This window comes from Winogradskyella sp. HaHa_3_26 (assembly GCF_019278425.1).
GTDB lineage: Bacteria > Bacteroidota > Bacteroidia > Flavobacteriales > Flavobacteriaceae > Winogradskyella > Winogradskyella undariae.
The window spans coordinates 4,064,571-4,084,334 of the sequence record NZ_CP058981.1 but is presented as its reverse complement, the minus strand read 5'-3'; the positions used below and the strand labels follow the sequence as shown (position 1 = coordinate 4,084,334).

The window sequence follows — 19,764 nt, the reverse complement described above, 5'->3', positions numbered from 1 at the left end:
CTTTAGTGCTTAAATACGCAACGAAATCATACACTAGACCGTTAGCCACAATGACCTGGACTTTTATCTTAATTGCATTTATTTTATACATCTCTCTTTTCATTTACAACAAACACTCTAAAAGAAAATTTAATAGTTGGCAAAAAAATAGTAAAGCAGAATTTGTAAATAATGTTCGTGAAAACTGGAAAGAAATCAGAATTAAAACAGATGACTGTATTGTTATAAACTTTGATACTAAAGTGAACAAAAATTCTCCGACCTATTCATTGACAAACGAAAATGAAACTCTTTACGAATGGATAGAGAGAGATCCAAAAAGGATTGACCTAATTGATTTGTCAAGAAGTAAAATCTTATGCAAATACAAACTTAATGGTAAAACAACAACGGAATTTTCTACAACTGTCGATATGGATAAAACTGTAGTAGAATTTAAGCTAAGAATGAGAGATTTTGTAAGTGTATATATTTCGGAGGAATTTGATAAGGAAAACTATTTTATTGATTTAGAGTTTTTAAATGAAGAAATTGATTTGACTAAATTTAAATAACTGTGGCTAACAAAGTACTGTGGTAAAAAACACGGTATATAAAAAATAGCAGTTAAGAGCTAAACTAAAAGTTTAGTTTTTTCTGCTACCTTTTTTTCTAAAAAAAAAAGTAAAGCATTTTTACTCTACAACTTTCCATACACAAAACCGTTAAACACCCCCTACTCTATAAAATAAAAGGCCTAAAAAAGCCTTTGGTTATTTGTAAAAAAAGCATCTATTGTTTTAGAGCTTTAACTAGCTGCTCTTTTAGAGGGTAATATGGCTTAAAAAGTGTTGTTAGCCTTTGGGTATTGAGGGGTAATTGCTATTATTGTTGTTGTATAACACGTTGTAGATAATATTTAGCCTAAAATGAAGAAACATACTAATCAAATTATCGTATTACTATTTTTAATTTTTAATAACACATTATATTCTCAAAATATAGTTGACGACTGTTTTAATACAGTAACATCTGTAGCTTCTGGTGATTTTAATTCAAGTTCAGATTTAGCTAATATATTTAGCTCAGATGTCATTGAATGGGATGGAAATAATTGGATTGGTGGATATCCAGCCACTAATATTACAATTCCTCCACCATCAAATCAGATATCATGTAAAGCTATTTTTCTAGGTAATGGAACTACTTGGACAGCTGGGGGTGAATCTGTTGGGCTAAGGCTGGACGGTCCGCTTGTGGAGGGAACTACATACACATTTGATATTACGTATATTAGCCATGGTTTTGGCAGTAACGGTGTTTTTGAGCCTTCTTTTTATACAAACTCATCAGCTACATTAAGCAGTGCTACTTTAGTTGGTACTTTGATGCCTGTTGGCTTTGTTTGGGAAACAAATAGTTTTTCTTTTGTAGCTAGTTCAAGTCAAGATGGAGACACTTGGGTTATTTTAAAAACAGAAAGCTCTGGCACATCTGGTCTTATTAACTCTTTTTGTCAAAATTGTAATATCAACGTACCTAATTGTAGTGTTTCTGTAAATAGCGAAACGATTTGCGAAGGTTCTTCTGCAACTATTGCGGCTTCTTTATCTACACCAGGAAATTATACATTTCAATGGACTGTACCAACTGGTTTGCCTAATCCTGGTAATGTCAGTTCTTTTTCAACCGATATAGATGGTATCTATTCTGTTATAGTAACTAATGTTGATACTAATTGTAATGCAAACGCCTCTGGAGCCGTTTCTGTTAATCCTATTCCTATTGTCTCTGTAAATAGCGAATCGATTTGCGAAGGTTCTTCTGCAACTATTGCGGCTTCTTTATCTACACCAGGAAATTATACATTTCAATGGACTGTACCAACTGGTTTGCCTAATCCTGGTAATGTCAGTTCTTTTTCAACCGATATAGATGGTATCTATTCTGTTATAGTAACTAATGTTGATACTAATTGTTCTAGCAATAATGCTTCAGGAATGTTAGATTATTTTTCTGATTTTGATTTTACAATTGAACAATATTGTGATCAAAATGATTTTATTTTAGAAGTTGTACCTATAAATAATTCCTTTAGTATTCAAGATTCAAGTTTTATTTGGCAGCTAAACAATTCTAATATTATTGAAAGTGATTATATGATTAGCCTAAGCTCATATTTAAATTTCACTTCAGAAATTGAAGAATTACCTTTAAACATAAGCGTAAGTGTAACCACAAAAAATAATTGCACAAAAACTGGCTCTTTATTAATTGAGCAAGTTTTTTGTTCAATACCACAAGGTATATCACCAGACGATAATGGAAAGAATGATTTTTTTGATTTATCGTTATTAGGTATAAAAAAACTAGAAATTTTCAACAGATGGGGGACTAGTGTATACCAAAAGAACAATTATACAAATGAATGGCATGGACAGTCTAATTCTGGAAACAAATTACCAACTAGCACATATTTTTATATAGTAGAATTTAAAAATAACTCTAAACCTATATCTGGTTGGGTTTATTTAAATAGATAATGAATTAAAAATAATCGCGAAAATTAATACTATTTACAACACCGTGTATAATTAATGGCTAGGTTCTTCCCTACTTGCAAATATTCCTGCAGAATCTTCACGGGTTCGTAAATGTTTATTAACTTAATCGCTAAACCACGCAACACCCGAGCGCAGCATACAGACAAAGTAAACCATACACAACAACGTTAACAACAATTTGACAAAAATATGAGAATAACACTTTTATTATTATTTATATTAAATTCAATTACTGTAAAAGGTCAATCTAGTTATTCTGGAAGTTTAGGAGATTATCCAATAAAAATAATAATGTATCATTATAGCGATGGAGTTTCGCTTGCATACTATGTTTATGACAAATTTGACACACCTATCACAATAAATGGAAATTTAAAAAATGGAAATTTAAATCTTTTTGAAAAAGATAGTACTGGAAAAATTCTTGCTAATTTAACTTTCAATAATTTTAAAGAAAGTAATAAAAAAATTAACGGGAAATGGGTAAATGCTGACAAATCAAAAACTTATCAAATAGCATTAAAAAAAGATTTTGATATTGATTACGGAGATAATGTTGAGTGGAAATCTAAAGAATTAATTCAATCAAAATCTACAAAAGAACATTATTTTAAAACTATAATTACAAAAGAAAAAGGACAATTCTACGGAAGAATATCAGGGGTTAAAATATTTCAGAAAAAGACAGATAAGTTAATACAAACCATTGAATTAGATGCGCAACTATTCGGAATAGATAATGTTAGTATTGGAGATTATAATTTTGACGGAATAGAAGACTTTTCTGTTTTTGAATCTAGTTATGCTGGTCCAAACACTTCTAGCATCTATATTTTGTGGAATTCAAATTCTCAAAAATATCAAATAAGCAATTTTAGTGGAACTTCTTTAGACTTTGACTATGAATCAAAACTAATTTATGAACATAATCAATGTTGTGCTGGTAGAAGTCATATGAATGCTACTTATAAAGTAGTAAATAATAAAATGGTTTTAATAGAACAAAAATGTCTTGAATATGATGAAAAAAAAGAGGATTATATAGAAACAAAATGTGAATAAAAACGAGTACTAACAAAGTGTCTAATTAATTGCTTGGTCACTGCCTACTTACAAACATTCCTGCGGAATATTGCTTCGCTAGTTCGCTGCCCTCGGGTCTATCTGTGATTTATTTGCTAAATTAGTGGCGCAACCATGCAACACCCAAGCGCAGCATACAGACGAAGTAAACCATACACAACAACGTTGCCACCAATTATGAAACGAACTTTCTGCTTTACATTTTTCATTGTGTTTTTCGCTAATTCAGTTTTCTCTCAAACAGAAAAAATAAAAGAATTGGTTGAAAAAACGAGTGAATTGAATCTTGATATGTGGGATTTGACAACTTATGCAGAAGAAAATATCAAAGACAAAGAGCAACTTGCAAGATTTTTTTACTATTGGATTGGTTCAAATATTGAATATGATAAAGGAACATATCAGAAAATTGTAGATGGAACTATAGATAATGAAATATTTTGGAAAAGTCAAGAAGAGTCTGTTGTATACAACACAAGAAAAGGAGTTTGCGCTGGATATGCAAAATTATATCAATGGTTTTTAGACTGGATGGATATTGAAACAGTAGTTATATCTGGACACATTCGTGACGAAAGAAATCATTATGTTGAATTGGCATCTGATGACGTTCATAGACACGCTTGGAACGCCATAAAAATAAATAATAAGTGGATGTTAGTTGACACGACTTGGGGAACTTCAAATGAGGAATCACAATCTGAATTTTATTTTGATATTAAACCCGAACATTCTATTATTACTCATTATCCTGAAAATAGTGAATGGCAATTACTTAAAAAACCTTTGTCATTAGAAGAATTTAATAATTCAAAATTTATTAAACCAATTTGGTTTTTTTCAGGTTTTTCAGATATACCAAAATTGAAATCTGATAAAGATTATTACTATTTTGTATTTAAAAATAATCCAAATAAAGACTGGACAGTTGGGTTACAATTTAGTATTGATAATATCAATTTTAAACCTATACCTTTTATTAAACCTATAGTTCAAGATGGGTATACATATTTTCGATTTAAAAAAAGTCTAATACCAAAGACCGCTTTTTTTAAAGTTAAAATAGCTGAATTTAAAAACACAGAAAACTCATATTCATCGAAAGAATACAAAGATGTAATTAATTTCAAAATATAAATAACTGGTGGCAACAAAGTACTGTGGTAAAAACCAAGTAAAAACTTATTAATTTATGGCTAGCTTCTTCCCTACTTGCATAAATCCTCGCCCCCGCGTATAATTTATTGCTTAGTTCTAGCCTATTTATTAAAGTCCCTGCAGACGTTCTATCTGTGATTTATTTGCTAACTTTAGTGCTTAAAACAAGTAACACCCTAGCGCAGCAAACAAACAAACAAACAAACAAACAAACAAACAAACAAACAAAGTAAATCTTACACCTAACCTTGTGTGCAATCAAAAGAAGAAGTAAATGAAACAAAATTTAGCATTAATAGTCATGGCAAGTCTTGCTCTGCTGATTTGCGGATGTTCTCAATCGGAAACAACAGTAACAACAGAAAAAACAACAGTAACAACAGAAAAAACAACAGCAATAACAGAAACAACAGCAACAACAATTGAACTCAAAGACAATTGGTACTACCTTAATGGAGAAAAGTTTTTTATTAAAGCCATCGGTTACGAAATAGGTGCACGTCCAGGACAGCATCCTTATGAAGATGAAAAAAAAGAGCACTTGGACTTAATGAAATATGATCTCGAGAACATTAAAAAAGGAGGTTATAATACCATAAGAACTTGGAGTCAATTTTCTGAAGCACAATTAAAATTGGTACAAGAATCGGGTTTAAAATTAATTATGGGTTTAGAAGTTAATCCAGAAGAAGATTATGGAGACCCTAAATTTATAAAGCATTGCAAGACACAGCTCGAAAACATATTGAAATACGCACCAAACTATGATTGCATAATTACGTATCTAGTGATCAATGAACCGCAAACAGATCACATTCATAACGTTTCTGCCAAGGCATTTAAAGACTTGATGAAAATGATGATAGATATGATTCATGAGAGTCATCCAAATATACCTGTAACACTTTCTGCAAATGCTATGATTAGCGATTGGATGGATGAAAGTATGTATGATGTATACGCTTACAATTGTTACGGTTACAATGAAGGCCAAACAGCAACAATGGGATTTAGAGATTATATTAAAGGTTTAAATGAATTAAACGGATTAGATAAACCATTTATAATTACTGAGTTTGGACATTCCGTTTCTCCAAAAGGAGGCTTTGGTAGTTTTGGCTCACGAACCTTAAAAGAACAAAGTGAAGGACTAGTCTCTAATTACCGAGATCTTATAGATGCTGGAGCTGTAGGAATGTGCCCATTTTATTATGCAGATGGTTGGTGGAAAGGTGGAGAAAAAAACATACATAATAAAGAGCAACCCGAAGAATGGTTTGGTTTCTGGGGGTACAAAGATGTAAACGATAAATATGGTTCACCTCGTCCAGTTTGGTTTGCAATGCGAGATTATATGAAAGGGCTTATTATAAGTCCTAAAAACAAAACAGTACACACCAATACAACGATACCTATAGAGCTTTATAATGATGCAACGATTAAAAAAGTCGTTGTAAAAAACCGTGATGAAATTATCTATTCTAAAAACATAACGAAAGAAGGTTATTTTGCAGACCAATTAACCATTAACCCAATTGGCATAGAAGCAATGGAACTTGCTTTCGAGTTTTATGATAGTGAAAATAATGTAATCAAAAACGAATCTATTATAATCCTGGCTTCTAAAACAGCTATCGACTTACCAAAATTAACAATAGAAGTCACACCTGAAAAAGATTTAAACGACGCAAAAACGGGAAGCATTAAAACAACAATAGAAACCAATGAAAATTTTAAATTCATTGGTGATTTAATAGTCAGCTATAACACACATCTTGGATGGGATGTCGGTCCACAACAATCTGTTTCTGTTAATGATCAAAGCGATAAAAACATAATTACTTCTGAAAATTTATTTACCATTCCAGATAATTGTTGGGTTGTAAATGCCTCTGCCGGAATAGCTGTTAGGTATGGCAAATTCACCTTTAAAATTCATGACCAAAAAATAATTTACAGAGGAGATTGGGCTAAAGAAATCAGCAGATAGGAAACTAACACACAACAAGATGCATAAGTAATGGCTTTGTTCTTCCCTACTTGCTAAAATTTCTGTAGAATTTTATCGCGTTCGTTTTTGTTTACTAAATGAGTAGCACAAACACACAACATCCAAACGCAGCGAATAGCCCCAGCAAAACAAAAACGTTAGTAAACATATGAGCCAAACGCTATGAGAATATTTAAAAAAGCATTGAAATGGTTTATATATTTCTTAATCATCCCTACCGCTTATAGTATGGTTGCTTTAATTCTAACTGCAATAACAGTTGACCGAAAAGTAAGTGATGAGAAATTTAATAAAGTGGTTTACTTAACAACAAACGGAGTTCATTTAGATATTGTAATTCCCAAAAAAAATATGGACAGTCTATTATTGAATGGAATACATCAAAACGAAAATGAACAATATTTATCTTTTGGTTGGGGTGATGAAAACTTCTATATAAATACGCCAACTTGGGGAGATTTAACGGTTGAAAACGCCATTAAAGCTATGTTTTTGAAAAGTTCTACATTAATGCACGTAACGCGATATCAAAATAAACGTTCAGATTGGATTGAAATAAAAGTGACAGAATCTGAATTACAAAAATTGAATTTTTATCTGTTAAATACATTTGAGACAAACGAAAACGGAATGAAAATCAGTCTTGAGAATAAAGGTTATACTTCAACAGATGATTTTTATAAATCAAAAGGAAGTTATTCTTGCTTTAAGACTTGTAACAGTTGGGTAAATATCGGATTTAAGGAAAGTGGATTAAAGTCTTGTTTATGGACACCTTTCGATTTTGGATTAATGAATAAGTATCAATAAAACACGTTTGCTAACACCGTGTAGAATTAATGGCTTTGGTCGTTTTCCTTACTAAATTAGTGGCACAACCACGTAACACCCGAGCGCAGTAAACAGACGAAGTTAACCATACACAATTACATAGTAAAATAGCATCTAACAAACAACAATAATTAAGCGTTTGTCTTGTTGGCAAATTTAAAAATGACGAGACAGCGAAAAACGACACGTAAGCAATTGAAAAGTAATGACTAAGAGTTTCTATTTATAGGTGTTGCTAATATAAAATAACCGAAATTTGTGTAAGTAGATGACGAGCCAACTTATTTATAATTAAGCTAGTCGTTAGGATATAATTAGAGTCTTAAAAAATTGAAATATGCGTTTACGTACAAGTTGTGACCTAAAGTTTGAGATTTTTGAGCCTACCCCATTTATTCTCATGTTAAGGCCACGCAGTGGTAGCCAACAATGGGTAGAAAGAGAGGACTATAAAATAACGCCAAGTACACCGGTTTTTGAATTTACGGACAATTATGGCAATCTGTGTCAACGCTTAATTGCCCAACCTGGAATATTCTCAATTTCTACCGCTTCAGAGGTTATAACCTCTAATTTTATAGATCAAGGCTTTGGTGCTCCATTTATTGAAATCCAGAATTTACCAGACGCCGTACTAAGTTATCTATTACCAAGCAGATACTGTGAGTCAGATCGTTTTAATGAAATGAGTGCAACGATTACCGAAGGTCAATTAATGGGCTACAACCAAGTGTCTGCAATTACAAATTGGTTACGCCAAAATATTGAGTATCTGCCTGGCAGTAATAATCAACCCTTATCAGCCATTCAAGTTAATGATAGACAGTTTGGTGTATGTAGAGATTTGGCCCATTTAGGTATTGCGCTTTGCCGTAGTTTAAGCATCCCAGCGCGTATTGTTGTGGGTTATTTACACAACTTGGAACCAATGGATATGCACGCTTGGTTTGAGGCATATATTGGTAACCGGTGGTATACGTTTGATGCCACTCAAATAGGCTCTCCAGGAGGTTATGTTATTCTTGGTTTTGGTCGTGATGCTGCCGATGTTGCTATTTTTAATCAATTTGGCGCTTTGGTGAATCCATTTGAATATCTTGTTAAAGTTGAACAGCACCCTTAATCTAAATGCGAAAAGTAACGTAACGATTAGAGTGAAACAATAGAACAAACGATAATAGAAGTCAAGAATGATTTTATAGATTTCGCAAAAATAATACGCTGCACAACAATGTGTATAATTTATGGTTAGTTCTTGCCTACTTACAAACATTCCTTTGGAATATCTATCTGTGATTTATTTGCTAACTTAGTTCCTTAAATCTCGTAGCTAAACATACATAACAACGTTAGCATACATATGAAAAAAGGCATTCTAAATATGAAATTTACTCCATCTCAACTAATGGAGGTGTCAAGAAAACTTGAAACGAAAGCAGCCTTAGATTATACTGCACATGAGACATTAAATAAAGCACATGTAAATCTCAAAGGCATACAAATGGCTTTTGAGGCTACTAAATTTCAAATAGAATTAATTAACGCAAACATACATTAGACATAGTTCAGCTTAGATCCTGTTTAATTTGCGAGATATGGGCTATAAAATCTGTTTTATAACGAGTTACCTGCAAGCAAAACAAACTGAAATGAATAAAAAATATTACAGAACGTATTACATTTTAATTTTGGTGATTCTTTTTGGCTGTAGTTCAAATTTTGAAGCTGTTAATGAAAAACAAGACATTGAAAAACAAATTGAGTTAATACCTACTTCTCAATCTTTGAAATTGACAAATAATATGGATTTAACTAAGACTTATGATTCTATATTAGAAATAAAAATAGGTTTTGGGTTTAGAAAAATTTATAATTTATCAAAGTCTTATTCTGTATTCCCAAATATTATTCATATTGATATTGATTTTTCTTCTGAGCAATTATCGGAAAATAAAGAAAGAAGTAGTATCATAAAAGAACTATTATTTTTAGATTTTACATCCTATAAGAACTTAAAAGCAATTACCATAACATGTTTTGATAAAGAGTTTTTGGAGGTTTTAGTAAAAAAAATGGCTGAACTTCCAAAAATTGAATTATTAACACTTAACTTAAATCCTAGTTCTCATTTATTTTGGGATAAAGAGAATAAGGTTACAGAATTATATGCACTACCAGACGATTTTTGCTTATTAAAAATTAACACATTAAAAATTACAGGTAAAAGAAGTAATTTCGCGAATCCTTATCAGTTATTTTCTTATACAATTCCTTTTTATACAAGTATAACACTACCAGATTGTTTTACAAATGAGTTACAAGTCTCTAGAATTATTTACGAACAGGACATTCCAGAAAAATTAAAAGAAAAAGATTTTAAACAATTCAGATTACATAAAAAGAATAAAACAAGTATAGATTCATCTATTGTAATCAATCAAAAGGGGTTTTACGAATTAAAAACTAAGCAAACTAAAACTTTACATGCAAAAGAAACTAGTCAATTAACTCATAATAAAGTAGTTGAATCTATAGATAGTTATACAGCTTTTATACAGCAACTATTAAAAGTGAAATCTGCTGAAGAAATAATTTTAATGAATGCTTTTGTTGATAGTATACCAAATTCTATAGGAGAATTGAAAAAACTAAAGGAACTGTCTATTCTTAATGGAGAAGTGAGTTATTTTCCAAAAAGTATTAGATCTTTAAATGAATTGGAAACTATAAAAATTTTAAATAATAGTACAGATGTGTATTTCGATAAAGAAGTTTATGGACTTAAAAAGCTTAAAAATATAGCCATTATAAATACAGGCTTATCTAATGGATTTCCGGATTTTTTAGAAGCAGAAAAAATAGAGAAACTAATTTTTTTGGATAAAAATACGGTAGATAAAATGCCTAGTTTTTTAAATAATCAACAATCTTTAAAAACGTTAATTTGGCGTTATACTAATATAGATAAAGTATTAGACGGATTAAACAATATAACTCCCAATGTTGTAAATATCGATAATAATAAGGTTACACAAATCGATAATATTTTAAACATGGCAGAGAAGGCTTCTTACTTCTCTTATGATATAAATAACATATCTTTTGAGAAAAGAGAAGCATATAATAGCCGTATATATCCTAGTGGTCTTTTACAAGAATCAGCTAACCTTAAAAAAAAGATTGATGCTTTATATGAGATTAGAGCGATTCCATTTGTTATTAAAGAAAATATTTATATTAGAGAATATTCTGGGAAACAGAACACTGTAATTAATAAATTTAATCGAATAAATGAGTATACATCAGTAAGGCGTAGTGATTTAAAAAAAGATAAGCTATTCAAAGCTATTAAAAATGAAGAGCGTTACGGTACAGTATCATTTAAAGTTGGAGCAGAAGGTTATAAAGTGTTTTCAGAGAAAGAGCTAAAAGAACTTGAAAGTTATTTTGATTTAATAGAGGAGTATAAATTAGAGCCATTACATATTTTTAAATACAATAATTATAACGGTCTTGATAGTTTAGAACGCATACCTATAGAAGAATTTACTACAAAAAATGTTGAAAAAATGGGTTCTTATATAGCAAATTACAACGGATACGAATACCTAGACTATAGTAATAGAAGCGTGAAAGGAAACTTTGATTATGGTAAATTAAGACATTTAAGAAAAGCTTCAGTAGCTAATCAAGAAGAGCTTAAGAATATTGCAAAAGTAAAAGGGCTTCGTTTTCTCGAAATTAAAAATATTGAAAAAATTAAGAATATTCCTGAATGTTTTTGTGAGTTAAAGGAGTTAGATTCTATATACGTAAGAGACTCTAAAAGAGATAAATTTAAAAACGAATATGTAGATATACGTGATGGGATTTTGGGAAGCAAATCTATTCAATCTCTAGAAAGTTTTAGAAAAAAAGTAGAACAGATAGAAGACTTTACTCAAGTAGAAAAAAAAGAAAAAATAAAAGAATTTATAGAAAGTGAAGCATTAAGAAAAGAAATCAAAGTTTTTCGAGACAGGACTTTATTTGAATATAAGCATATAAAAATTCCTGATTGCATGAAGGAAATGAAATTTAAACAAGTAACTTACTCTGGAATGGTAGAAAAATAATTAATCAAAAATGCCAGCAGGAAACACCGTGTATAATTAATTGCTGTTTTCTTCTCTACTTGCGAATATTCCTGCGGAATATTCACGGGTTCGTAAAAGTTTACTAAATTAGTTGCTTAACCACGCAACTAACCATACATAAATACGTTGCCAGTAATATGAAAAAACTAATTTTAATTTTGTCATTTCTAAACCAAACAACTTTTGGTCAAGAAATTGTCATTGCTGGAAATGGTTTAAATGTTAGAAAAGAACCAAATAGTAAATCTGAAAAAATTGGAAAATTACATTTTGGAACTAAAGTTAACGTAATTGAAAAAACAGGAAAATTACTTGAAATAAAAGATGGTAATGAAATTGTAAAAGGCGAATGGGTTAAAATAAAGTTTGAGAATTCTCAAAAACCTAGTTCTAAAAATAATTCAGGTTATGTTTTCAACGGTTACATAAAAAGTGAAAATGAATTTAATTCATACCTTGAAAAAGAAATTACAAAATTTGAAAAATTTCAGAATTTTAAAATTCATTCAAAATCGAGTCCATATTTTATAAAAGGAGACTTCTTTGGAGATGGAGTTTCAGATTACGCAGTAAAAGTGAGTAAAGAAAAAAACAATGTTGAAATTATTATTTTAGACATTGGAGGAAATAATACTCAAGTTTTGAAACCAATTGAAGACCTCAAAGATGAAAATAATGAAAACAGGGTAATTGAAGAATTTGGTTGGGCTGAAATATTTGAAAAAGTTGAATCTGGAACTATTTTATGGTCAAATTTTATAGATGACTTTAGAAGTCTTGAAGAAGTTCCAAATTCTGAAAGAGTAATATTGAATTATGAAGCGATTTATGTTCACGCATCCGAAAGTTGTGGTGGTGGATTTATTTTTTGGAAAAATGGAATTTTTAATTGGCTTCAGCAGGAATAATGAATACTACTGGCAACACCGTGTATAATTAATTGCTTGGTTCTAGCCTACTTGCGAAAATTCCTAAGGAATATTCACGGGTTCGTAAAAGTTTACTAATTTAGTGGCGCAACCACGCAACGTTCCTTACACAAAACCGTTAGCATACATATGAATAAAGGTATTCTAAATATGAAATTTACTCCATCCCAACTAATGGAGGTGTCAAGAAAACTTGAAACGAAAGCAGCCGTAGGTTATACTGCACATGCAACATCAAATAAAGCACATGTAAATCTCAAAGGCATACAAATGGCTTTTGAGGCTACTAAATTTCAAATAGAATTAATTAACGCAAACATACATTAGACATAGTTCAGCTTATATCCTGTTTAATTTGCGAGATATGGGTTATAAAATCTGTTTTATAACGAGTTGGCAGTAATTTAAAAAGTCCGTTAACTAAATGAAGAATAGTGTTTACTCATTTGGACTTTTCTATAAAAACTAACCGAATTAGATTTGAATTGAATTTTAAATAGAATGATTTGAAAAAAATAATACTTCTGACTTTATTACTCAATTGCGGAATTGGAATCTCGCAAAATGAATTTCCAAATGGACAAAAAAACGAGAGTTTTAGTTCCTATAATGAAAATTGGGAGTTTTTCGAATTAGATGAACCAATCGAAGTCCGAATATTACTTCATTTACCATCTTCAGGATTATGTGGGCATTTAGCATTTGCATCTGTATCAATAGTACAAACTAAAGACGAAAAAACATTTAGAATATTAGATTTGTGTAACACCAAAGATATTCCTGAAAACAAAATCGTGAAAATTATTCCTTCTAAAAAACCTGAATTTTCTGTATTGTTACCTTCTCGGACTTTTATAAACCCAAAAACAGGAAAAGTTGAAGCGTTTGAATTGGATAAAAAAACTTTAAAAACAACTTATGGAAACATTGAAACCGAATAAAAACTACTGCCAACACCGTGTATAATTAATTGCTTTGGCAAGTGCTTATCTGGAAAATTCCTTCGGAATTTTCTCGCGTTCGTTTTTGTTTACTAAATTAGTTGCTGAACCACGCAACTAACAATACACAAAACCGTTAGCCACAATATGACAAACAAACTCAGAATTGAAAATCCTAATGGAACAATCTAAAACTATATTAACTACCATTGTTGGAATACTGTGCTATTTGATATTTTCCAAATTCATCGATTTGTTTACTCGTCTTTTTTCTTGGATAGATGTGGAATTTGAAATAGATAAAGTCTCACATTTGATTTTAGCTTATTTAATATTCGGATTTTTATCTGTTGGGCTTTTAATATTTCTCTATAACAGGTATTTAAAAAACGGGAATATCAAAATTCGTTTTTTATATCAATTAATTCCTATGTAAATTATATTGACGATTGGAATAATCGGAGTTGAAAAAGGTTATAATGATTATCTTATTAATATTTCACAAGGAAGAAGCGATATACCGAATGTAGAATTTAGGATTAGATTTTCGAATATCGTCTTTTCGACAATTGGACTTATATTATTCTTGAGGAAAACGAAAAACAAATAAAAACAGTGGCTAACACCGTATATAATTTATTGCTAGTTCTAGCCTACTTACAAAAATCCTTGCGGATTTTCTATTCGATTTTTATTTGTTAACTTAGTTGCTTAACCACGCAACACCCGAGCGCAGCGAACAGACGAAGTAAACCATACACAAAACCGTTGGCAATCATTTACTCACTCAATCGAAAAATCAAATTTTATGAAAAAAATATTTTATCTACTAAGTATCTTAATCCTATCCTCTTGTGCGAAAGAAGAAAAAGAATATGCTGAAATCACTATAAATTTAGATAACACCGATTTTATTGAAGTAAGCAACCCTTTGGAGGACATATATATTTGGGATATAAAAAATGACACTATTTATCCAAATGAAAAAAATGAATTCTTATTCAAAAAAGAAATAGAATCACCAGAATATATAATAATAAAAATTGGAGAAAAACGCTTAAAATCCGTTCTTATTCCTAATGCTAAAATTGAACTTGCTTATATTGATTCTTCTTTTGTTTTCAAAGGTAAAAACAAAGCAGGTATGAATTTACTAAACGAATTCAAAAGACCTTACTTCGATGTAAATGAATCTAGTAAGTACCAATCCGACACTACATCTTTTCAGATTACACAAAAAATAAAAACACAAAAAGATGAAGAATTAAACAAATTACAAAACCTCATTGATAGTACTAAAATTGAAAAAAGGTTTGCCAAAGTTTTGGAAGATGAAATAAATTATTTCTATGCTTTAAAAACTCAACAGATAATTTTAGGTAAACAATACCAAAAAATTCCGATTAAAAAAGATTTGCTTGAATTGTTCAATAAAACTCTTGAAAATTATCCTTTAGATAATGAATACAAAACAAGTGTTTGGCTAGATTATGCTGATAATGTTTTACTTCAAAAACCTTTATACGAATTACAAGCTGATAGTTCAATTACAAGAGATTCTATCCAAAAGTGGTATAAGAATGACAAATGGATTCCGTTTCAATTTGACTTAATAAACAAATATCAAAACCCTAAAATTGCAGAGAAAGTTTCAGCTAATTATATTATGAACGCTTCAAAGCAAAAGCATTTTGAAAAAAGTCTGATTTCAACTTTTAATAATTTTAAAGACATTTATCCTAACAGTCTTTACTCAAATTACCTTAAACCTGAAATTCAAATAATAGAAGATTATTATCGAAAGATTTCAGGAGAAATGCCAAATGGAGTTGAATTTATAGATGGAAAGAATATTTCATCTATGGAAAAACTTTTAGATAAGCTTCAAGGTGATAACTATTATGTTGATGTTTGGGCAACTTGGTGCGGACCTTGTAAAAAAGAATTTCAACACAATGAAGACCTGAATGTTTTATTAAAATCTAAAGGTTACAAAAAACTTTATATCTCATTAGATAAAGCGGAAATTGAAGATAAATGGAAACAAGACATTAAATATTATGACTTAAATGGATTACATATGTTAGCAAGTCAAGAATTCTTCAAACATTTTGCAGAAAATTACACTCTTCAAAAAGGGTATGTTAGTATACCTCAATATCTGATAATAGATGAAAATGGAAATATAGTAACACATAATGCGCCACGACCAAGTAATTTGACAGAACTTGAGAAAATACTAACTGAATAAAAACGTATGCTAACTTAAGCCCTGTATAATTAATTGCTTGGTCACTGCCGACTTACGAAAATTCCTGCGGAATATTCACGGGTTCGTAAAAGTTTACTAATTTAGTGGCGCAACCACGCAACGTTCCTTACACAACAACGTTAGCATACATATGAAAAAAGGCATTCTAAATATGAAATTTACTCCATCTCAACTAATGGAGGTGTCAAGAAAACTTGAAACGAAAGCAGCCGTAGGTTATACTGCTCATGCAACATCAAATAAAGCACATGTAAATCTCAAAGGCATACAAATGGCTTTTGAGGCTACTAAATTTCAAATAGAATTAATTAACGCAAACATACATTAGACATAGTTCAGCTTATATCCTGTTTAATTTGCGAGATATGGGCTATAAAATCTGTTTTATAACGAGTTGGCAATAATTATGAAAAACATTAGTTACATAATAATTACATTAGTGTTTTGGTCTTGCCAAGGTCAAAATAAAGATGTACAAAAAACAGTAATTAAGGATTTCATCTCTAATTCTGAAAAAGAATCGAATAATATAAAAGTATTATTTTTAGCATATACTACAGCCGAAAAAGGACTTAATTATCGTAAAGAGCCAGATATGAATTCTGAAGTTTTAGGTAAGTTAAATTACGGAACTAAAGTAGATGTTGTTGATGATAGTAATCGCTCATTATTTTGGGTTGATGATTTAGAACGTGGCAGTTTATATGGAAAATGGGTCGGGATATACAAAGATTCTTCTATTGTCTACGTTTTTAATGCTTACTTATATAAGTCTTCCCCAAAAATTGAAAAGAATATTAAATTAGTTAACAATAAGCTAGAAGTCATATATATTAAGTCAGAAAATATTGATTCAAACCAAAAAATGACAATTGAAAAACATATTCAAATTTCAAATCATTTAGAGGATTATGTGATAATAAAACTTTTACAAAAAGAAAAAACGATTTTTGAGTACAAAATTAATTATCTTTTAAAAGAGTATTACACTTTGACTAAAACCAATGATAAAATTCCAACTTATAATTATTTAACAATTTTTGATGAATGTCCGAGTAGTGAATACAAACAAACATTTGCCATTAAAGAAAATAAAATACTAAAAATAAGTGAAAAATATACCGAAGCCGACGAAGAAGTGCAAGACCATAATTAAATAATTATAGTCAATTTTTTTATTCCATTATTCTGTTATTGAACGAACAGCCAAAATGAAAAATCTATTAAAAAAAATATTAATTATTATTCCAATCATAGCATTGATGATTTTTGGATTAAGTTATGTCAGATTTGGACAATCCCAGAAATATTATAGCCAAGATGGACAATATAGTATCTATTCCAAAAGAAGTATTGCAGGTATATCCCATTTTAATATGCCAGGAGATGGAGATACTGGAGGAGGAACTATTTACATCTATGATGAAATAGAAAAAAAAGTACTTTCCCGATTCGAATCCTCTTGGATAAGGTCAGATATGGAAATGTGTGAATTCAGCAATTATGATGGTGGTATTTTTAGTTGTAAAGCAGAATTTCGGTATAATCTTCCAAGACCTCTTAAAAACATATCGCCTAAAATAATAGATAAAAACATAAAATCCGGATATAACATTAAAGTAAATACGGATTTTAAAATGGCACAAAAATTAATGCATTTTTCTAAATCTTCCTTAAATGATTGGTTTATATATAATTTACGAATTCCAGATAAAAAACTTCTTATTACAACATCAATTTTTGTTGAAGAAACAGAAACTACAATTTTAAATATAACCTTGGATAGTATTTTAAATATTATTATTAGAGGGAATACAGTCGGATATTATAGTAAACCCAAAAAAGATAATATAGATTTCGCTGTAAATTTGACAAAACAAGAAATTGAAAATTTATTTAAAGAACAGGTTTATAAACAAATTAAAGATAAATAACTATTGCCAACACCGTATATAATTTATTGCTAGTTCTAGCCTACTTACGAAAATCCTCGAGGATTTTCTATTCGGTTTTTATTTGCTAAACTACGTGCTAAACCACGCAACAAACCATATACAAACACGTTAGCAAACATATTATGACGAAATCAACTTGTAAACTTTGCAAAGAAAAAAAGTCATTAATAAAAAAGTCTCATATTATATCGGAATTTCTTCATAAAGAAATATTCGACGAAAATCATAAGTTAATTGCTTTTGACCCAAAAGAATTACGAAAAACTAATCCGAGTATTTCAAGACCTTCTTCTGGAGCATATGAAGGTAATTTGCTCTGTAAAAAATGTGACAATGAAATTATTGGAAAATACGAATCTTACGTATCCAAACTTTTGAACAAGAAACTAAATAAGAACGAAAAAATTAAATGCAATATAAAGCACTCAAAAGATAAAGGAACAATAATAGAATTATCAGATTTAAATTATAGCTCTCTTAAATTATTCTTACTTTCCCTTCTTTGGAGAGCTCATATATCGAGTAGAGATGAATATCAAAATGTTGATTTAGGACCTTATGCTAACAAAATTGGACAATCAATATTAAATGAAAATCCTGGATCAGATGATGATACTATAATTACAATAAGTAAATTAGACCCAACAGCAGGATTTTCAAATTTTATTGCACAACCTATTCGATATAAACTTGATAATTCGACTTATTATATAATAATCATAAATGGTTATATAATAATTTATTTTCTTAAAGAAAATCATCTTTCCAAAAAAATAAAGCATCAAAGATTAAAAGAAGATGGAACATTGGAAATGGTTGAAATTCCAAAAGACAAAGTGAGCTCATTGATAATGAATTATATTGGCGTAACAAAATAAAAAATACGTTTGCTAACACCGTATATATTTTATTGCTAGCTTCTTGCCTACTTTCGAAAGTCCTCGCGGACTTTCTTGCTCGGTAATTATTTACTAAATTAGTTGCTTAAAACACGCAACACCCGAGCGCAGCGAATAGACGAAGTAAACCATACACACCAACCGTTAGCTAACATTTAAAAAAAATGAGAACACAAAGAATAATTCTGTTAGTAATTATTGTATTTACTTCTAACATAATTTTGGGGCAAGCCACTGATTCCCTGAAAAACGCTATGTTAGAAAAAATAAAATCTAGTGAAGTTTTTAAAGAAACTATTTATGAATTTAAAGGAAAGGAATTGCCGAAATTTGAATTGCCTCTCTTGAGTGGAAAAAAAATCAATTCGGAATCTCTAAAAGGCAAACCAACCATAATAAACTTTTGGTTTAGTAATTGCGCACCTTGCATTGAAGAAATGCCACTTTTAAACGAAATTAAGTCTGAATTTGGAAATGAAGTAAATTTTATATCAATGACCTTCCAGAATCAGAATGAAGTTAATGAATTTTTAAGAACACATGATTTTGACTTTACTCATATTGTAGATTCAAAAGATTACATAAAAACTTTTGGAACGTTTGGTTATCCAAAGACGCTAATTTTAGATAAAGATTTAGTAATCGTTGAAATTGAGAAAATGATTCCAAAAGACACTGAAAACGAAGAAAAAAATAAAGCGGAATTTAAAGCACAATTATCAGAAAAACTGAATGAATTAAAAAAACGTTAGCTAACAAAGTATATTATTTATTGCTAGTTCTAGCCTACTAACAAAAATCCTAACGGATTTTCTATTCGGTTTTTATTTGCTAAATTACGTGCTAAACCACGCAACACCCGAGCGCAGCGAACAGACAAAGTAAACCATACACAATCACATTGGCATCCATTGAGCAGAACCGTCAAAAATAAAATTCATGAGTAATTTAAAAGACATTAAATCAAAAATTGAATAATATGCGAAACACTCAAATCTGACTGAAT

Annotated in this window: 18 protein-coding genes; all 18 read left to right on the top strand. The window is 30.0% G+C overall.

What is annotated here, in order from left to right; genetic code table 11:
- The first annotated feature begins 50 nt into the window (after positions 1 to 50).
- On the top strand, positions 51 to 554 hold the full coding sequence (locus H0I32_RS17800; protein WP_173589523.1) for a hypothetical protein: 504 nt from the start codon (positions 51 to 53) through the stop codon (positions 552 to 554).
- A gap of 354 nt (positions 555 to 908) precedes the next feature.
- Positions 909 to 2,522, top strand: coding sequence for a gliding motility-associated C-terminal domain-containing protein (locus H0I32_RS17795; RefSeq protein ID WP_179313168.1), 1,614 nt, complete (start codon positions 909 to 911; stop codon positions 2,520 to 2,522).
- Between the two features lie 210 nt (positions 2,523 to 2,732).
- A complete protein-coding gene (locus tag H0I32_RS17790; protein WP_179313169.1) occupies positions 2,733 to 3,605 on the top strand; it encodes an XAC2610-related protein in 873 nt (290 codons plus the stop codon).
- A gap of 135 nt (positions 3,606 to 3,740) precedes the next feature.
- Positions 3,741 to 4,763: a transglutaminase domain-containing protein gene (locus H0I32_RS17785; RefSeq protein WP_179313170.1), complete on the top strand. Its 1,023-nt coding sequence runs from the start codon at positions 3,741 to 3,743 to the stop codon at positions 4,761 to 4,763.
- Positions 4,764 to 5,058: 295 nt separating this feature from the next.
- Positions 5,059 to 6,774: a glycoside hydrolase family 2 TIM barrel-domain containing protein gene (locus H0I32_RS17780; RefSeq protein ID WP_179313171.1), complete on the top strand. Its 1,716-nt coding sequence runs from the start codon at positions 5,059 to 5,061 to the stop codon at positions 6,772 to 6,774.
- A 183-nt stretch (positions 6,775 to 6,957) separates the two neighbouring features.
- On the top strand, positions 6,958 to 7,605 hold the full coding sequence (locus tag H0I32_RS17775) for a DUF2459 domain-containing protein (RefSeq protein WP_179313172.1): 648 nt from the start codon (positions 6,958 to 6,960) through the stop codon (positions 7,603 to 7,605).
- Between the two features lie 421 nt (positions 7,606 to 8,026).
- Positions 8,027 to 8,749 (top strand): transglutaminase domain-containing protein, encoded by a 723-nt coding sequence (locus H0I32_RS17770; RefSeq protein ID WP_218747104.1) that lies wholly within the window; start codon positions 8,027 to 8,029, stop codon positions 8,747 to 8,749.
- A gap of 237 nt (positions 8,750 to 8,986) precedes the next feature.
- On the top strand, positions 8,987 to 9,184 hold the full coding sequence (locus tag H0I32_RS17765) for a hypothetical protein (RefSeq protein ID WP_218747103.1): 198 nt from the start codon (positions 8,987 to 8,989) through the stop codon (positions 9,182 to 9,184).
- Between the two features lie 91 nt (positions 9,185 to 9,275).
- Positions 9,276 to 11,741: a hypothetical protein gene (locus H0I32_RS17760; protein WP_179313174.1), complete on the top strand. Its 2,466-nt coding sequence runs from the start codon at positions 9,276 to 9,278 to the stop codon at positions 11,739 to 11,741.
- Between the two features lie 158 nt (positions 11,742 to 11,899).
- The gene (locus H0I32_RS17755) at positions 11,900 to 12,670 is read left to right on the top strand and encodes an SH3 domain-containing protein (RefSeq protein WP_179313175.1); all 771 of its coding nucleotides are present in this window, start codon (positions 11,900 to 11,902) and stop codon (positions 12,668 to 12,670) included.
- 150 nt (positions 12,671 to 12,820) lie between these two features.
- Positions 12,821 to 13,018 carry a hypothetical protein gene (locus H0I32_RS17750; RefSeq protein ID WP_179313176.1) on the top strand — a complete coding sequence of 66 codons (198 nt, stop codon included), beginning with the start codon at positions 12,821 to 12,823 and terminating at the stop codon, positions 13,016 to 13,018.
- 179 nt (positions 13,019 to 13,197) lie between these two features.
- Positions 13,198 to 13,632 (top strand): hypothetical protein, encoded by a 435-nt coding sequence (locus H0I32_RS17745; RefSeq protein WP_179313177.1) that lies wholly within the window; start codon positions 13,198 to 13,200, stop codon positions 13,630 to 13,632.
- Positions 13,633 to 14,440: 808 nt separating this feature from the next.
- Entirely contained in the window at positions 14,441 to 15,883 is a 1,443-nt protein-coding gene (locus H0I32_RS17740) for a TlpA family protein disulfide reductase (RefSeq protein ID WP_179313178.1), read from the top strand.
- 151 nt (positions 15,884 to 16,034) lie between these two features.
- Entirely contained in the window at positions 16,035 to 16,232 is a 198-nt protein-coding gene (locus H0I32_RS17735; RefSeq protein ID WP_173589716.1) for a hypothetical protein, read from the top strand.
- Between the two features lie 78 nt (positions 16,233 to 16,310).
- Positions 16,311 to 17,060 carry an SH3 domain-containing protein gene (locus H0I32_RS17730; protein WP_179313179.1) on the top strand — a complete coding sequence of 250 codons (750 nt, stop codon included), beginning with the start codon at positions 16,311 to 16,313 and terminating at the stop codon, positions 17,058 to 17,060.
- A 55-nt stretch (positions 17,061 to 17,115) separates the two neighbouring features.
- Positions 17,116 to 17,838 carry a hypothetical protein gene (locus H0I32_RS17725; RefSeq protein WP_179313180.1) on the top strand — a complete coding sequence of 241 codons (723 nt, stop codon included), beginning with the start codon at positions 17,116 to 17,118 and terminating at the stop codon, positions 17,836 to 17,838.
- Positions 17,839 to 17,981: 143 nt separating this feature from the next.
- Positions 17,982 to 18,737, top strand: a complete 756-nt coding sequence (locus H0I32_RS17720) for a hypothetical protein (RefSeq protein ID WP_179313181.1) — start codon at positions 17,982 to 17,984, stop codon at positions 18,735 to 18,737.
- 185 nt (positions 18,738 to 18,922) lie between these two features.
- Entirely contained in the window at positions 18,923 to 19,510 is a 588-nt protein-coding gene (locus H0I32_RS17715; protein WP_173588747.1) for a TlpA family protein disulfide reductase, read from the top strand.
- Positions 19,511 to 19,764: the final 254 nt, after the last annotated feature.

Coding starts and splice junctions, on each gene's coding strand:
- H0I32_RS17735 (WP_173589716.1), top strand. CDS start 16,035: ATGAAAAAAGGCATTCTAAATATGAAATTTACTCCATCTCAACTAATG.
- H0I32_RS17800 (WP_173589523.1), top strand. CDS start 51: ATGACCTGGACTTTTATCTTAATTGCATTTATTTTATACATCTCTCTT.
- H0I32_RS17740 (WP_179313178.1), top strand. CDS start 14,441: ATGAAAAAAATATTTTATCTACTAAGTATCTTAATCCTATCCTCTTGT.
- H0I32_RS17760 (WP_179313174.1), top strand. CDS start 9,276: ATGAATAAAAAATATTACAGAACGTATTACATTTTAATTTTGGTGATT.
- H0I32_RS17755 (WP_179313175.1), top strand. CDS start 11,900: ATGAAAAAACTAATTTTAATTTTGTCATTTCTAAACCAAACAACTTTT.
- H0I32_RS17790 (WP_179313169.1), top strand. CDS start 2,733: ATGAGAATAACACTTTTATTATTATTTATATTAAATTCAATTACTGTA.
- H0I32_RS17720 (WP_179313181.1), top strand. CDS start 17,982: ATGACGAAATCAACTTGTAAACTTTGCAAAGAAAAAAAGTCATTAATA.
- H0I32_RS17730 (WP_179313179.1), top strand. CDS start 16,311: ATGAAAAACATTAGTTACATAATAATTACATTAGTGTTTTGGTCTTGC.
- H0I32_RS17715 (WP_173588747.1), top strand. CDS start 18,923: ATGAGAACACAAAGAATAATTCTGTTAGTAATTATTGTATTTACTTCT.
- H0I32_RS17770 (WP_218747104.1), top strand. CDS start 8,027: ATGTTAAGGCCACGCAGTGGTAGCCAACAATGGGTAGAAAGAGAGGAC.
- H0I32_RS17795 (WP_179313168.1), top strand. CDS start 909: ATGAAGAAACATACTAATCAAATTATCGTATTACTATTTTTAATTTTT.
- H0I32_RS17750 (WP_179313176.1), top strand. CDS start 12,821: ATGAATAAAGGTATTCTAAATATGAAATTTACTCCATCCCAACTAATG.
- H0I32_RS17780 (WP_179313171.1), top strand. CDS start 5,059: ATGAAACAAAATTTAGCATTAATAGTCATGGCAAGTCTTGCTCTGCTG.
- H0I32_RS17775 (WP_179313172.1), top strand. CDS start 6,958: ATGAGAATATTTAAAAAAGCATTGAAATGGTTTATATATTTCTTAATC.
- H0I32_RS17785 (WP_179313170.1), top strand. CDS start 3,741: ATGCAACACCCAAGCGCAGCATACAGACGAAGTAAACCATACACAACA.
- H0I32_RS17725 (WP_179313180.1), top strand. CDS start 17,116: ATGAAAAATCTATTAAAAAAAATATTAATTATTATTCCAATCATAGCA.
- H0I32_RS17765 (WP_218747103.1), top strand. CDS start 8,987: ATGAAAAAAGGCATTCTAAATATGAAATTTACTCCATCTCAACTAATG.